We start from the raw sequence: 14,175 nt of genomic DNA, 5'->3' as shown, positions 1-14,175 counted from the left end.
CCTCTATCCATGACACCTGAAATGGTGATGAGCGTTGCTTATCAAGGCATGCGCGTAACGCTTTTTTTGGCGGGACCCATGCTGTTGGCGGCCCTCTTTACAGGTCTGATTATCAGCCTGTTTCAGGCGGCCACTCAGATCAATGAAATGACGCTTACCTTCATTCCAAAGATTCTGGCCGTTTTTGCCGTTCTAGTACTAGCAGGCCCTTGGCTCATCGGTTTGATTACCGACTTTACAACGCGCCTATTCACCAATATTCCCGCCATGGTGATGTAACCATGGTCGACGTCACCTTTGCGCAGCTACAGGGGTGGCTAGTCGCTTTCTTTTGGCCTTTCGTACGCATTACGGCGTTTATGACGGCGACGCCTCTCTGGGGCCACTCTAGCATCCCAACGCCAGCGAAAGTGTCTCTGGCAGCGGTCATTGCCGTCGTCATTACTCCTGTTTTGCCTCCCATGCCAGACGTCCCGCTCATGTCTTGGGCGGGGCTTGGCATCATCGTCGAACAAATGCTGATCGGTATCGCGATTGGACTCGTGATGCATATCGTCTTCGCGGTCGTTCAGGCCGCCGGTGAGTTCATCGGCTTACAGATGGGCTTGGCCTTTGCGAGCTTTTTCGACATGTCGAGCGGCACGAACATCATGGTGCTCTCACGCATTCTCTACATGGTCACGCTACTGATGTTTCTCGCGTTTAACGGCCATTTGATGGTGTTGGAGGCGTTGGTGATGAGCTTTCAAACGCTGCCTATCGGGATCGGTACCTTGAACCCGAATGCCTTCGAATTACTGGCGCGGTATGCAGGAACGATTTTTGCCTCCGGCATGCTGCTGGCTCTTCCTCTGGTGGCATCGCTGCTGATCATTAGCCTATCGCTAGGCATCCTCAACCGCTCAGCGCCACAGCTGACCGTCTTCAATATCGGCTTTCCCACGTCGTTGACCGTTGGCATTGTGCTGCTCATGGTGTTGATGAGCGATATCGGCCGCTTTCTCCAACAGCTGTTTAGCCAAGGGGTCAATTTTACCCAGAGCCTCATCGAGACCATGGCCCCCTTGAACTAAAAAGCCTCAGCATCCTGGCTGAGGCTTTCAGTAGACGTTAGGCGCTGAGACGCTACATGAAGTCGAACAACGACATGCCTTTGATATCCACGAACGCTTTTTGAGCCGCCTGCAGGCCTACTTGACGCAGGCTATACTCCGAAATCGCATCGGCATAGTCGAGATCGACCAGATCCGATAGCGTCTGCTCATAGTTGAGCATACGGTTATTGCCTACCGCATCGATGACATCCAGCTCATTGAGCCTTGCGCCAGCAGAAGCGCGTACCGTCAACACATTGTCTAGTGAATTATCTAATTCACGCATGGACGTATTCAGCGTATTGCGAAGGGCAGCCTTTTGCGTATCGTTCTCTGCTGGGGTCTCTAGCACACGAATCGCTGCTTCCATGGTGCGGAACAGGTCAGCGGGAAGCTGGTCGCTGCCAGGCCGCGCTACCAAGATCTCATCACCGACCTGAGGAGCTCCTTTCAAGGTCAAACTGACGCCACCAAAACTTATTTGCTCGCCGGCAGGGTCATAAGCTTGGTCTTCAAGGCCCGCTACTGGCTGCCAAGCAGCACCATCAAACTGCTCAACGGTATAAGTGGGGTTACCAGCCCCATCATCGTCGAAAAGGACGCGAAAGCTTTCACCATAATTCGGGTCGTTGACGCTGGTCACTTGAGGTCCACTAAACGTCACGCTTCCCTGATTGGCTACGTCAGCGTTTGCGATGTAGCCTGCTCCGCTAGGCACACCTTGGAAAATCGTTGCTCCATTTTCTGTGACAGGCATGAGGCGAGACGAGTCGACACGCTGAGAACGCGCGTTAACATCACCATTGTATTCAATACTGCCTGTCGCAGATTTAACGAAAGGCGGCGCGTTATCTTTATAACCACCAAAAATATAGCGGCCGTTACCATCGGTGGCATTCGCCTGCCCAATCATCGTCTCGTAAACGCCTTTCAACTCACTGGCGATGGACTCCCGATCGACATCACTCAAGGTATCACTGGATGCTTGGATCAATAGTGTTTTGGCACTGGTCACCGCATCACTAATACTATTCAGAATACTTTCTGTCTGTGCCAGTGAATTACGTGCCGATACCCGAGCATCTTCATACTGCTGTGTGATGGCTTTCGACTGGTCTACCCCTACCGCACGTGATGCCGCTTGCGGATCATCGGACGGGTTGACGACCCGGCGGCCGCTGGCAATTTGCTGACCAATCTTTAGAAAGTCATTTTGCTGACGGTTAATGGAAGCCGTACTCTGCTCATACATAGTGACCGTACTGACACGCATCGCCTAAGCTCCTATTAGTTCCGCAGGTTCAAAATGGTATCCATGATCGTACCTGCCGTATCGATCACGCGGGCATTCGCTTGATAAAATTGCTGGTATCGAATCAGGTTAGCCGCTTCTTCATCCAAGTTAACGCCCGACTCGGACTGCTGTACGGCCCGGAGCTGATCCGTTAGCCCCTGACGCGCATCCAGGTTGACTTGGGTAATGTTGGTGCGATTACCCACGTCACTAACGAGCGCACCATAGGCACCGCTGACCGAGGCACTCCCCCCTACGATGTTTTTACTTTGAAGATCTTGGAGCAGCAAGGCGTTGCTATTATCGCCTGCGCCTGCAGCGATCCAATCGGCCGGATCATCGTTGGGATTGATGGGCAAACCCGCCGCAATTTTATCGGCATCGATGAGATTGACTTCCATCCCATTGGCCGCTCGACGCACGGGTTGAACCTCGAACTGGTCCCCATTGGCCGGTGTATTGCTGAACGTCATGGAGATGCCGCCAAACGACAACGTATTGTTGGCAGCGTCCCACCCTGTCCCGATATCGACGTTTGCACCGCTATCGTTACGCGTCACGGTAGGAGTGCCGCCAGCAAAACTGACGGTGTAATCTGTTGCACGAAGTTGAGCGATGTTGTCTGTGTCAAACGCGATTGCATCGATCGTGACGGCACTATTGCCCTCATAACTGTAGGCCTGGGGTGTCCTGACATTAAAGAAGTCATCGCCCTGAACGCCGTCCAAATCAACGCCCTGTTTATGCTGTTCGTTAAACGCCACGGATAACGACACGGCGAGCTGTCCGACTTGGTTCTGAGTTTTATCGAGCGTCTCAGAACGGAAGTTCATCAAGCCACCTAACGCGCCTCCTTTGACCGTGGACTCGTCCAACTGAATCAGGTTACCGCCTCCATCACGATATCCCACGATCGTCCGCTGTGGATCGTAGTCGGCCTGCACGGGTTCTAATTTGAACGAGCTAGTTCCCGTGACGAGCGGCTGACCGTTGGGCAAGCTAATGTTGTACGTCTTGCCATCCTGCACGTTGAGCCGCAAATCCATGCGCTCGTTGAGCTGAGAAACCAAAAAATCTCGCTGATTCAGCAAGCTGTTCGGAGCTTCACCAGTTCGTGCGCGTGCCAGCGAAATCTCTTTGTTAAGGCCCGCAATCTGCTCCACAGTATTGTTGACTTGAGTGATTTCGTCTTTGATCTGGTTATTGATATTGCTCTGCATGTCCTGCAAATAACCATCGAACGAACGAAACTGTGCGCTCAGCGTGTTTGCCGTTCCCAGCACCCCTTGGCGTGCTGCTGGGTCAGAGGGCGAGCTTGCCAAGTCTTCCAAAGACGAGAAAAACGTCTGCATGAGCGGGGAAAGACCTGCGTCTCGATCGGCCAACAAGTTATCAATTTGTGAGACTTGGTTGTAATACGTTTCTAAAGCGCTGGACTGCGTCTTAGCATTATTGAGCTGATTGGCCACGTAAGTATTGAACTGGCGCTCGATATCATCGACACGTACGCCGCCCCCTACACGTCCCTCACCGAGCTGGGTAAGCTCGCGATTATAACTGGGCGTATAGACGTTACTAATGTTGTTGCTTGTCGTATTGAGGGCATTCTGCGCCGCATTGAGGCCGCTTAAGCCGATCGAAAACATGCTCATGGTTCAATTCCTTAGGCCGGTATCTATTTATCGGCAATGCGCAGGCAAACTTGAGGCATCGCTAGCGAGAATCCGCCAGCAAACTCTCCGCTGTATTTAAGGGCCCCATCGTGTTCATGACCGAGACCAGCTTGTCGGCGTAACGCGGGTCGGTCGCATAGCCGCCGCGCTGCAACTCACGGGCAGCCTGCTCCGCATTGGCCGCTTGTAGAACACCGGCATAGCGAGGGTTGTTGCCAATCAAATTGGCATAATCGGTAAAGGCATGCTCGAACGAGTCATAGACACGAAACGTATCGACGACCTGCGTACGGCGACCGTTCACGTACTCATGGGTCACGATGTCGGTGGTCTTGCCCTGCCAATGGCTACCGGCTTTGATACCAAATACGTTGTAGCTGTTATGCCCCTGCCGAGTGGCTATTTCGTGACGCCCCCAGCCCGTCTCCAGGGCTGCCTGCGCTAAAATGAGTTCAGCAGGTACCCCCGTGGCAGCACTCGCCGCCTGGGCAGGCGTGGCCAGCGTGTTTAAGAAACGCTCGACATGGTCATGGGAAGACGTCACCGGACGCCGGGGCTCCGCCAACATGGCGGGTGCGCTGCTGGATTCCAATTGCTGGACGGCGTCCAGCTCGTCATAAAAGCGGCCGCTACCCGTCGTATTGGCAGGCGCCTGAGCACTGTTCGGCTGTAGTGGATTGTCTAGCACGCGCGGCGTCCCACGAGGAATACCTGCAATCAGTGCCTGAAGTTCTTGATCAGGGTTGCTAACTTGACCAACCGCCCCTTGACGCTGTAACTGTTCCACCAATGCATCGGCCAAGCCAATGCCTCGGGAAGCCATGACCTGTGACCACTGCTGGTCGAGCATGGATTGATAGAAGGTCGTGTCGCGGCTCTCTAGCAACCCTGAGGTTGGCGTGGCATCCCGCATGCTTTTGACCATCATTTGGATAAAAAGGGCTTCAAACTGTTGCGCTGCGCCTTGCACCCCAGCCTCCGGGTCGAGGCGGGCATTGTGCTGTAGCCGCTGAAAACCGCTCATATCCAGCGCGAACTGACTGGTCATATCCCCCATACTCATTAAATGATCTCCAGCTCAGCACGCAAAGAGCCCGAAGCTCTCAATGCTTCCAGAATTGACATTAAATCTTGAGGGGTGGCGCCTAACGCATTGAGCGCGTTCACCACTTCCGCCAAGTCAGCCCCTTCGACGATCTGTAGGTACGCCTCTTGCTGTTCGATATTGATATCTGCATCCGGCACGACCACGGTGTCGCCTTGCCCCAAGGGGTTGGGTTGGCTCACGCCAAACTGGGTGTCGATCATGATCGAAAGATTGCCATGCGCGACGGCCGCACGACGTAGCGTCACCGCACTATTCATCACCACGGAACCGGTTCGTGCGTTCAGCACGACTTTAGCGGGCGCTTCGGTGGGCGTCACCTGCACGTTCTCGACTCGCGCCATGAAATTGACGCGGTCATTGGCATCCATAGGACCATCGAGGGCGATGACCCGTCCATTTCGCGCGTAGGCAACGGACTGCCCGAATTCACTGTTGATGGCAGAGACCATGCGCTGCACGGTACCAAAATCGGCGTCATTGAGCTGCAGCTCCAACACCCCGCCGTTGCCCCCCAAGTTGAGCGGCACTTCCCGCTCGACCAGGGCGCCGTTAGGAATCCTGCCTGACGCCTGCTGATTGATCTGCACACTACTGCCGCCTGCTTGTGCTCCCGCACCACCTACCAGCATGTTGCCTTGGGCAATCGCGTACGTATCACCATCGGCGCCTTTGAGCGGCGTCATGAGTAGCGTACCGCCCCGCAAACTGCTGGCGTTGGCAATCGAAGAAACGACGATGTCCAAACGCTGCCCGGGACGAGAGAACGGAGGAAGGTCTGCCGTCACCATGACGGCGGCCACATTACGCAGTTGTAGGTTGGTGCCTGGCGGCACCGTCACGCCTAACTGCGACAGCATGTTGGTCAAGCTCTGGCTAGTAAATGGCGCTTGGGTGGTCTGATCACCGCTACCGTCTAACCCCACCACCAAGCCATAGCCAACTAACTGGTTATCTCGCACGCCTGCAAAGCTCGCCAGTTCGCGCACGCGTTCAGCGTGGGCTGGCAGCATTACCAAACAAAGCGCCAACAGCGTCACGATACGCAAGGTTGCTGTTAGATATCGATACGCTTTCCACTGCATAGCCATTTCACCAGGTCTCTGTTGTCGAGCTTGTTGACACGCCTAGAACGGCGACACATTCAGGAAAAAGCGCTGCAGCCACCCCATATGCTGCGCTTCGTTGATATAGCCATCGCCCACGTACTCGATACGCGCATCGGCGACTTGAGTCGACGGCACGGTGTTTTGCGCGGTAATCGTGCGAGGATTCACGACACCCGAGAAACGAATGAACTCGGTGCCCTGATTGATCGCAATCTGCTTTTCACCGCGCACGCGCAGGTTCCCGTTATTCATGACTTCCAACACGGACACGGTAATCGTACCGGTAAACGTATTGTTGGCTTGTGAGCCGCCACCGCCTGCAAAGTCACTGGCGCCTTCGATATCGAAACCGTACTCCGCCAGCGTATCCAACACGTCGGGTAGCTGGGCCAGGTTAAGGCTTGCACTGCCCGAGCGGTTGGCATTGGATTGGGCATTCTTACTCGCGCTCACCTCTTCATCGAGCACGATGGTCAGAATATCGCCGATGGTACGGGGACGGCGGTCCTCGAACAGCGGCTGATAGCCACGACGTGCCTGGTAGATGGAGCCATTGGGTATCGGTGGCGGCCGATCGACAATGGTGATTTGCTCTTGCTCACCGACGACCGATGCCCGAGGTATCTGCGCGCACCCTGCCGTCAATAACACCAGTAGTGCCAAGCTCGCCATCACGATGCGGCGTAACTTAAAGTTTGATTTCAGCATAGCGCGACCTGTTAAGAAGCCCTGACGAACTTTGACATTAGAGCTGGCTTAGACGCGCTAGCATTTCATCGCTGGTAGAGATAGCACGACTATTGATCTCATAGGCACGCTGCGTTTGGATCATATTGACCATTTCTTCGACGACGTTCACGTTCGATGTCTCCACATATCCTTGGAACAGTCGTCCGGCACCGTTGTTACCCGGCGCATTTTGGTTTGGGGCGCCCGAGGCACCGGTTTCCAGGTAAAGATTGCCACCGATGCTTTCCAAGCCTGCTGGATTGATAAAGGAGGCAACGTTGATCTGCCCAATATCGGCATCTTGAGCGATACCAGGCTGCCGAACACTTACGGTTCCATCTTCCCCAATGGTGACCGATAACGCATTGGCGGGAATGAAGATCGCTGGCTCAATCGGGTAGCCATTGGCGGTGACCATCTGACCATTTTCGTTTAGCTGAAAACTGCCGTCACGGGTGTAGCCAATTGTGCCGTCAGGTAACAACACCTGGAAAAAGCCTTCCCCATTGATCGCAAGATCTCGGGAATTGCCCGTTTCTTCCAAGCCCCCTTGAGTGTGCAGACGCTCCGTGGCCACGGCACGCACCCCGGTGCCAATCTGCATACCAGAAGGCAGGCGGTCCTGAATGTTGTTCTGGGCACCCGGCTGACGCATGTTTTGATAAAGCAGGTCTTCAAAAACAGGCCGAGAACGCTTGAAACCATTGGTACTCACGTTCGCAAGGTTATTCGAAATGACATCGAGTTTGGTTTGCTGGGACTCGAGCCCGGTTTTAGCAGTCCACAAAGACTTGATCATACGTAGGTTCCCTTGGCTGAGTGGCTGCAATTAGCCTTGAATAGAGAGAATACTGTTGGCTCGCTGAGCATTTTCATCCGCCGAGCTGAGCATTTTCATTTGCATGTCGTAACGGCGCGCTACGTCGATCATCGACACCATGGCATCGACGGCACTCACGTTACTGCCCTCCAGCGCACCGCTAACCAACCGTGCATCTTCGTCAGCTTGAAGCACACCAGGCGCCCCATCTGCACCAGGGGGCGCTCTGAACAAACCATCATCCCCGCGCTCCAGACCCAGCTCATCTGGCGTCACGAGCTTGATACGACCAACATCCACCATTGCCGCGGGACCTTCTCCCTGAGGAATCGCACTAATCGTGCCGTCGGCACCTAGAGAGATTTGCGCCCCCTGTGGCACCGCAATGGGGCCAGCGTCACCCATGACGGGACGGCCGACACTCAACAGCACACCATCGCTGTCGAGCTGCAAGTCACCACGTCGGGTATAGGTTTCGGTCCCATCGTCTGCTAACACCGCCATCCAAGCATTCCCCTGCATGGCCACGTCCAACGTACGCCCAGTACGCTCGATGGGGCCTTGCGAGAAATCGGTTCCCGGCGTCGTGGCAACGGCAGATACCCGGGTAGGCAATGCACCATCGCCTTGCACGGGCACAGAGCGCACGGCCTGAAGCTGAGCGCGGAACCCAGCGGTCGACACATTCGATAGGTTATTACTCACTACCGACTGCTGATCCATCGTGTGTTTTGCGCCACTCATGGCGGTATAAAGCATGCGATCCAAGACGTTTACTCCTTACCCGTTCGCCCAGTCATTAAATGTTAATGATGGTTTGCAGCAGCTCGTCCTGGGTGCTAATGGTCTGGGAGTTTGCTTGGTACGCACGCTGAGCCACGATCATATCGACCAATTCACGCGCCATATCAACGTTGGATGTTTCGATCGCATTTGGTTGGATCAAACCACGCAAACCAGCCCCTGGGGCACCTAGAAGTTCCTGGCCTGAGGTGCCGGTAGCGGCCCATAGGTTATCCCCTTCAGGACGCAGGCCCTCAGGATTACGGAACGTCACCAGTGTCACTTGCCCCGCGGCACGCGACTCCTCATTGGAGTAGTTACGCATGATGGTGCCATCTTCCTCAATGGTGATACCCACGAGAGCACCTGCGGTATAGCCGTCTTGAATAGTGTCATTGACCGTGGACTCACTGGCAAACTGTGTCGTTCCCTCGAAACTCAGCTCAATATCCAAAGCCGCTAACGGATTGCCTGCCCCGAACTCATTATTATTGAACGTGGCATTATTGGTGTTCTCCGCCTGCAGAGTACCGTTTTGGGTAAAGGTGAGATTACCTAACGCGACGTCGTAGGTGCCGCCATCAGCAGGCCCACCCGAGAGGCGACCATTCACGTTCCACTGGTTAGCCGCTGTCTTTGTAAAGTAGAGGGTTAAGTTACGTGCGTTACCTTGCGAATCAAAGACAGTCGCGTTAGTGGAGTAATTGTAGGTATTCGCATTATCGGCGTTAAACGCAGCAGCAATGACTGGCTGTCCAGAGTTCAAGTTCAACGAGACACCTAACTCTGTCGTAGCGTTTGCAGGTAAGTCACCCGGCGGAATTTCCATCGGGACGACATTACCCCCTTCTTGTACGTTACCTTCGGCATCGGCAGGGTAACCCATAATCTGCGCGCCTTGAGCATTCACAAGACGGCCATCAGCGGTCATGGTTAACTGGCCGTTACGAGAATACCCGATCTCGCCATTCGGCTGCTGATAGCGAAAGAAGCCTTCACCTGCAATGGCTAAGTCCATGTTACGGCTGGTGGATTCGATGTTACCCTGGCTGAAATTCTGCAATACAGCAGATGTTCGCACCCCCAAACCAACGCGCGAGTTTGCAAATACATCCGCAAACTGAATATTGGAGCTTTTAAAGCCAACAGTCTGCGAGTTAGCGATGTTGTTACCCACCACGCCTAGTTTTTGCTGCTGAGCGTTCAAACCACTGAGTGCTTGCGTAAAACTCATGATATTCCCCTGGAAAAAGTGTCGGCTAGCGAATCATCAAAGAATTTGTTTGATTTGATCGAGTGTCACTTGGCCATAGATCGCGCCAAGGTCAAGGCGTACATCACTGCCCCCCGCTCCAGGCGAAACGCCTTGAACAAGGGCATAATTCAAGGCACGTGACTCTAGCAACTCGCCCTCGGCATTGGTTGCTTTAAAATTGACCCGGTAAGCGCCTTCAGGAACCGCTTCGCCGCCATTGGTCATCCCACCCCAACTAAACGATTCTACGCCTGCAGCCACGCGGCCTAAGTTATTGGTGTAAACCACTTCCCCTGATTGGCTCGTCACGGTGACTTCAACTTTCTCGGCAGGGGTATCCAACTCGATGCCGAACGGCGTAGCGTAGGAACCATTCTCAGGATCCACGCTCACCATTACGTTATTACCAGGAACCAGCACGGCCTTATCGATCAGGCCTGCGGCCTGCAGCGTTTGTGCCGCATCCATCTGTTGGGTAATGCCATTCAAAGTAGCGTTCAGCTCTTCAATACCGCTGACGGTATTGATCTGAGCAAGCTGAGACGTCATTTCCGAATTATCCATCGGATTGAGCGGATCTTGATTCTGGAGCTGTGTAATTAGCAGGGTCATGAAGCTATCGCGCAGCTCAGCGGACTGCCGCGTGGAGAGGCCAGCGGTCGAACCACTGCTGTTGATACTATTAACGACACTCGTGTCAATATTCATTATTAGCCCTCACCGAGCGACAGCGTTTGAACCATCATTTGCTTGGTTGTGTTGAAGACTTCCACGTTGGCTTGATAAGAGCGTGACGCAGAAATCATGTTGACCATCTCATGCACCGGATCCACGTTAGGCTTAGCCACATAGCCTTCTTCATCGGCGGCGGGGTGATTCGGCATGTACTCCATACGTAGCGGAGAGTCGTCTTCCACGACTTCAGTAACCCGCACCCCACCCACGCCAAAACGATTATTCTGGGACTGGGTCTCAAACATGACCTGTTTGGAGCGATACGTCTCACCATCTGGGCCCGCAATGCTATCGGCATTCGCCATGTTGCTGGCGGTGACGTTCATTCGCTGGGCTTGGGCGCTCATGGCGGAACCGGCGATCTCAAACGCTGAAAACATCGACATAGCTTATTCTTCTCCTATTACTAGGTTATTCAGGCTGCATCGCATTTTTCAGGCCTTGAATACGACGGTTCATAATGGTGAGCGCGGCCTGATAGCGCACCGCATTGTCGGCAAACTGTGTTCGCTCGCGATCCATATCGACAGTGTTACCATCCAAACTGGGCTGGTCTGGAATCCGATACAGTAAATCTGCACTTCCTGCGCCTCGCCAAGCTGGCCCTTCACCTGCCAGATGCCGGTCTGACGTACGCGCCAACGCCAAGCCACCGCGCTGCTGCTGAGCTTGGCCACCATCGACGGCTTTCTTCAACTCGCTGGCAAAATCGATGTCTCGCGCTTTGTAGTTGGGGGTATCGGCATTGGCAATATTGGCGGCAAGTACTTGGTGTCGTTGCTGCCGCAACCCTAGCGCCTGCTGGTGAAAGTTAAAGGCAGATTCAAGCTGATCGATCATGCCGACCCTCGCTCGCTGAGAGGCAAAAAATAAATCGGAAATTGTTGATGATGAATAATAGGCGTGCGGCTTTCACCTTAAAGCATGGAACAGCTACCGTTTACACCAGCATTTCCCATGATGCGTGGGGTACTTTTGCATTACACTGCCGGGCTGATGCTTGCCATCTGTCTTTCTAAACTGAGCGATCTTCTCATGCGCTACTTGCTGCATTTTGCTGCACGCTGCTCAATAGTTCTTAACGTTTTGTTATTACTTCTTTATGTCGGCGCTCCTCAGCCCGTCTTGGCGCAAGCTACGGATCAAACGCTGCTCGACACAGTGCAGCAGTTTCTGTACCAAGAAACTCAAACACTGGGGCAGGAGGTCGTCATCGATATCGCACCACCATCGCCGCACCTGCCACCCTGCCTTCAACCCTCCCCCTTTCTCCCTAATGCAAACCAAGCGCCAATCGGTCGTGTGTCGGTGGGCGTTCGCTGCGGAGAAGACGGACGCCAAACTCGCTATCTGCAAGCCCAAGTAGATGTGATAGGTCGCTACATCGTGGCTGGCCAAGACATTGCCCGCGGCACACTCATCACATCGTCCATGCTGGCTCAGCGTGAAGGCAATCTGAGTGATCTGTCATCTCAATCGCTAACCAGTGAGGAGGATGTCGTTGGCAAAGTTGCTCAGCGTCCCATTCGCAGCGGTAGCACCTTCCAAGCACATTTCTTACAAGCTCCCAGCCTCGTTGAACGCGGCCAGCGCGTCACGGTCATAGCAGAAGGTTCTGGCTTTCGCGTCTCAAGGGAAGGAGAAGCGCTAACGGATGGCGCAGAGGGCGAGACCATTCGTGTGCGTTTTGGCCCTCGAGACATCATGAATGCGCGAGTGATTGGCCAAGGGACTTTGATGGTGGATTTTTAGCCGATCATCTAAAGTTTCTTTTTAGGAAGCCGATAAAGGATCATATAGCGCACGGCGCCCCAACGTTGACGATGAGGCCAACAACGTGAAAATTGATAACCTTAATCCGCTGCTTCGTAATACACCAGCGCAGCAGCGTGACGATGCTCAAAAAATCAGTGGCACCAAGCCATCGGAAACGGGTAACACGACCCGTGAAGCCACTCAGCTTAGCCAGTCTAGGATCGATGATAGTCAAGATATCGACATGACTAAAGTCCAAGAAATTCGCGATGCCATTCGCGAAGGTCGGCTTGAAGTACGTGCCGACCGAATCGCTGATGGCCTGCTTGCCAACTTGAAAGACCTATGAGCCTATCACGCCTTCTTTCCAGTCAGTTGCAGCGTCTTGAAGCACTTATCGAGCTACTTACCGATGAGCAAGAGCAGCTGACCAAAGGCAGTATCGATGGTGAAGTGTTAACAGACATCGCTGCCAAGAAACAGGCACTGCTTGCAGAGCTTGAGCGTATGGAAGTTTTACGCCGCGGCGTTCAAACCAAGCTTGGCTATCCAGAAGGCGCTCCTGGCGCCAAACAAGCTGCCACCGATGCCGATTGCTTAGCCACTTGGGAAAGCCTGCTCGAAAAGAGTGAACGCGTATCACGCATGAACGCGCTGACCGGCCAAATGCTGTCCGTGCGCATGAAGCACAATCAAGAAATGCTCGACTATATCCGGCAAATTGCCGAGAAAACCCTGTATAAACCGAATGGTCGTAACAGCGCTCAGCCAGGACGTATCAATGCGTCGGCTTGAACGACAAGCATAGACAAACCCTATACAAAACGCTTCAATGAGAACAACACTGTTCACTATTGGAGCGTGTCATGTTTCCCTATCTCCCCGAAGATTTTACCGCCGTTATTGCAGGTGCCAATGGCGGCATTGGTCGTGCCATGTTGCACACCCTTTTGGCTGCACCTCAAACAGGGCGCGTCATTGCGGCTAGCCGTTCAACGATAGCGATGCAGCATCCAAAACTCGAGGCGCTTTCCGCGGACATCACCACGTCGACAGGTCGCGATGCGCTGTGTAACGCATTGGATGGGCAGCCCGTTCACTTACTCTTCAATGCCGTGGGCGTTCTTCACGATACGTCTAAGCACATACAACCCGAAAAACGACTAGAGCAGTTGGATGAGGCAGCCTTTGCCCACGTCATGCACGTCAATGCGGCAACGCCTGCGCTACTCATTGGTGCCCTCAAGCCCTCACTGCAAGGCCAGCACCCCACGATCATCGCCAGCCTCTCTGCTCGAGTCGGCTCCATTACCGACAATGGGTACGGCGGCTGGTATAGCTACCGTGCCAGTAAAGCTGCGCACAACATGTTGATGAAGACAGCGGCCATCGAGCTGAGCAGGCTTAATAAACAGTCGATCGTTCTTTGTCTTCACCCAGGCACGACGGACAGCTCTCTGTCGAAGCCGTTTCAAGCACGCGTCCCTGCCGAAAAGTTGTTCAGCCCAGAGTTCGTGTCAACACGGCTAATCGAGGTCATAAACAAGAGATCCCCCGAGGAAACCGGCAGCTTTTGGGACTGGGCGGGTGAGTCGATCGAGTGGTAACGACCTTGGTATTTTCGCTTAATTATTAGAAGTTCTTACAGCAAAAAGCCCCGCACACGGTGTGTACGGGGCTTATCGAGCGCACAACAAAAAACCCAGCCGGTTGGCTGGGTTCTTTGCGGTATAAGTGCCTGACGATGACCTACTCTCGCATGGGGAGACCCCACACTACCATCGGCGCTAAGCGGTTTCACTTCTGAGTTCGGCATGGGATCA

General features: G+C 54.0%; 17 protein-coding genes and 1 rRNA gene. 6 read left to right on the top strand and 12 right to left on the bottom strand.

Features of this window, described 5'->3' with window-relative positions; translation table 11 throughout:
- Positions 1–9 precede the first annotated feature (9 nt).
- The gene (gene fliQ, locus FHJ80_RS13020) at positions 10–279 is read left to right on the top strand and encodes a flagellar biosynthesis protein FliQ (protein ID WP_044629584.1); all 270 of its coding nucleotides are present in this window, start codon (positions 10–12) and stop codon (positions 277–279) included.
- A gap of 2 nt (positions 280–281) precedes the next feature.
- Positions 282–1,073, top strand: coding sequence for a flagellar biosynthetic protein FliR (fliR, locus tag FHJ80_RS13015; RefSeq protein ID WP_139527787.1), 792 nt, complete (start codon positions 282–284; stop codon positions 1,071–1,073).
- Between the two features lie 52 nt (positions 1,074–1,125).
- Here the strand turns inward: fliR and flgL are convergent, their stop codons facing one another.
- From flgL to flgB, 11 genes are all read right to left on the bottom strand, one after another.
- Positions 1,126–2,367, bottom strand: coding sequence for a flagellar hook-associated protein FlgL (flgL, locus tag FHJ80_RS13010; RefSeq protein ID WP_139527786.1), 1,242 nt, complete (start codon positions 2,365–2,367; stop codon positions 1,126–1,128).
- A gap of 14 nt (positions 2,368–2,381) precedes the next feature.
- Positions 2,382–4,040 (bottom strand): flagellar hook-associated protein FlgK, encoded by a 1,659-nt coding sequence (gene flgK, locus FHJ80_RS13005; RefSeq protein ID WP_139527785.1) that lies wholly within the window; start codon positions 4,038–4,040, stop codon positions 2,382–2,384.
- Between the two features lie 61 nt (positions 4,041–4,101).
- Entirely contained in the window at positions 4,102–5,124 is a 1,023-nt protein-coding gene (gene flgJ / locus FHJ80_RS13000; protein ID WP_139527784.1) for a flagellar assembly peptidoglycan hydrolase FlgJ, read from the bottom strand.
- Entirely contained in the window at positions 5,124–6,251 is a 1,128-nt protein-coding gene (locus FHJ80_RS12995; RefSeq protein ID WP_139527783.1) for a flagellar basal body P-ring protein FlgI, read from the bottom strand. The genes flgJ and FHJ80_RS12995 overlap by 1 nt, the downstream gene beginning before the upstream one ends.
- Before the next feature lie 42 nt (positions 6,252–6,293).
- Entirely contained in the window at positions 6,294–6,983 is a 690-nt protein-coding gene (locus FHJ80_RS12990) for a flagellar basal body L-ring protein FlgH (protein WP_139527782.1), read from the bottom strand.
- Between the two features lie 37 nt (positions 6,984–7,020).
- Positions 7,021–7,803 carry a flagellar basal-body rod protein FlgG gene (gene flgG, locus FHJ80_RS12985; RefSeq protein WP_139527781.1) on the bottom strand — a complete coding sequence of 261 codons (783 nt, stop codon included), beginning with the start codon at positions 7,801–7,803 and terminating at the stop codon, positions 7,021–7,023.
- A 30-nt stretch (positions 7,804–7,833) separates the two neighbouring features.
- A complete protein-coding gene (locus FHJ80_RS12980; protein ID WP_139527780.1) occupies positions 7,834–8,592 on the bottom strand; it encodes a flagellar basal body rod protein FlgF in 759 nt (252 codons plus the stop codon).
- Positions 8,593–8,623: 31 nt separating this feature from the next.
- Complete coding sequence (flgE, locus tag FHJ80_RS12975; protein ID WP_139527779.1) at positions 8,624–9,841, bottom strand: flagellar hook protein FlgE; 1,218 nt, start codon at positions 9,839–9,841, stop codon at positions 8,624–8,626.
- A 36-nt stretch (positions 9,842–9,877) separates the two neighbouring features.
- The gene (locus tag FHJ80_RS12970; protein ID WP_196781571.1) at positions 9,878–10,570 is read right to left on the bottom strand and encodes a flagellar hook assembly protein FlgD; all 693 of its coding nucleotides are present in this window, start codon (positions 10,568–10,570) and stop codon (positions 9,878–9,880) included.
- 2 nt (positions 10,571–10,572) lie between these two features.
- On the bottom strand, positions 10,573–10,983 hold the full coding sequence (gene flgC / locus FHJ80_RS12965; RefSeq protein ID WP_139527777.1) for a flagellar basal body rod protein FlgC: 411 nt from the start codon (positions 10,981–10,983) through the stop codon (positions 10,573–10,575).
- A gap of 25 nt (positions 10,984–11,008) precedes the next feature.
- Positions 11,009–11,437: a flagellar basal body rod protein FlgB gene (gene flgB, locus FHJ80_RS12960; protein WP_139527772.1), complete on the bottom strand. Its 429-nt coding sequence runs from the start codon at positions 11,435–11,437 to the stop codon at positions 11,009–11,011.
- Between the two features lie 285 nt (positions 11,438–11,722).
- On the opposite strand from flgB, the gene flgA reads away from it, so the two are divergent.
- From flgA to FHJ80_RS12940, 4 genes are all read left to right on the top strand, one after another.
- A complete protein-coding gene (gene flgA, locus FHJ80_RS12955) occupies positions 11,723–12,349 on the top strand; it encodes a flagellar basal body P-ring formation chaperone FlgA (protein ID WP_239296410.1) in 627 nt (208 codons plus the stop codon).
- 85 nt (positions 12,350–12,434) lie between these two features.
- Complete coding sequence (flgM, locus tag FHJ80_RS12950) at positions 12,435–12,701, top strand: flagellar biosynthesis anti-sigma factor FlgM (RefSeq protein ID WP_139527769.1); 267 nt, start codon at positions 12,435–12,437, stop codon at positions 12,699–12,701.
- Entirely contained in the window at positions 12,698–13,147 is a 450-nt protein-coding gene (locus FHJ80_RS12945; protein ID WP_139527767.1) for a flagella synthesis protein FlgN, read from the top strand. The genes flgM and FHJ80_RS12945 overlap by 4 nt, the downstream gene beginning before the upstream one ends.
- Before the next feature lie 71 nt (positions 13,148–13,218).
- Positions 13,219–13,959, top strand: a complete 741-nt coding sequence (locus FHJ80_RS12940) for an SDR family NAD(P)-dependent oxidoreductase (RefSeq protein ID WP_139527765.1) — start codon at positions 13,219–13,221, stop codon at positions 13,957–13,959.
- Positions 13,960–14,088: 129 nt separating this feature from the next.
- Here the strand turns inward: FHJ80_RS12940 and rrf are convergent.
- Positions 14,089–14,175, bottom strand: a 5S ribosomal RNA gene (gene rrf / locus FHJ80_RS12935); the annotation flags it as partial.

This window comes from Halomonas sp. BL6, assembly GCF_006228115.1.
GTDB classification, from domain to species: domain Bacteria; phylum Pseudomonadota; class Gammaproteobacteria; order Pseudomonadales; family Halomonadaceae; genus Vreelandella; species Vreelandella piezotolerans.
This window is presented reverse-complemented; position numbering and strand designations above follow the sequence as displayed.

Coding starts and splice junctions, on each gene's coding strand:
- flgK (WP_139527785.1), bottom strand. CDS start 4,040: ATGAGCATGTTTTCGATCGGCTTAAGCGGCCTCAATGCGGCGCAGAAT.
- flgB (WP_139527772.1), bottom strand. CDS start 11,437: ATGATCGATCAGCTTGAATCTGCCTTTAACTTTCACCAGCAGGCGCTA.
- fliQ (WP_044629584.1), top strand. CDS start 10: ATGACACCTGAAATGGTGATGAGCGTTGCTTATCAAGGCATGCGCGTA.
- FHJ80_RS12940 (WP_139527765.1), top strand. CDS start 13,219: ATGTTTCCCTATCTCCCCGAAGATTTTACCGCCGTTATTGCAGGTGCC.
- flgC (WP_139527777.1), bottom strand. CDS start 10,983: ATGTCGATGTTTTCAGCGTTTGAGATCGCCGGTTCCGCCATGAGCGCC.
- FHJ80_RS12990 (WP_139527782.1), bottom strand. CDS start 6,983: ATGCTGAAATCAAACTTTAAGTTACGCCGCATCGTGATGGCGAGCTTG.
- FHJ80_RS12945 (WP_139527767.1), top strand. CDS start 12,698: ATGAGCCTATCACGCCTTCTTTCCAGTCAGTTGCAGCGTCTTGAAGCA.
- flgG (WP_139527781.1), bottom strand. CDS start 7,803: ATGATCAAGTCTTTGTGGACTGCTAAAACCGGGCTCGAGTCCCAGCAA.
- FHJ80_RS12995 (WP_139527783.1), bottom strand. CDS start 6,251: ATGCAGTGGAAAGCGTATCGATATCTAACAGCAACCTTGCGTATCGTG.
- fliR (WP_139527787.1), top strand. CDS start 282: ATGGTCGACGTCACCTTTGCGCAGCTACAGGGGTGGCTAGTCGCTTTC.
- FHJ80_RS12970 (WP_196781571.1), bottom strand. CDS start 10,570: ATGAATATTGACACGAGTGTCGTTAATAGTATCAACAGCAGTGGTTCG.
- flgE (WP_139527779.1), bottom strand. CDS start 9,841: ATGAGTTTTACGCAAGCACTCAGTGGTTTGAACGCTCAGCAGCAAAAA.
- flgJ (WP_139527784.1), bottom strand. CDS start 5,124: ATGAGTATGGGGGATATGACCAGTCAGTTCGCGCTGGATATGAGCGGT.
- flgL (WP_139527786.1), bottom strand. CDS start 2,367: ATGCGTGTCAGTACGGTCACTATGTATGAGCAGAGTACGGCTTCCATT.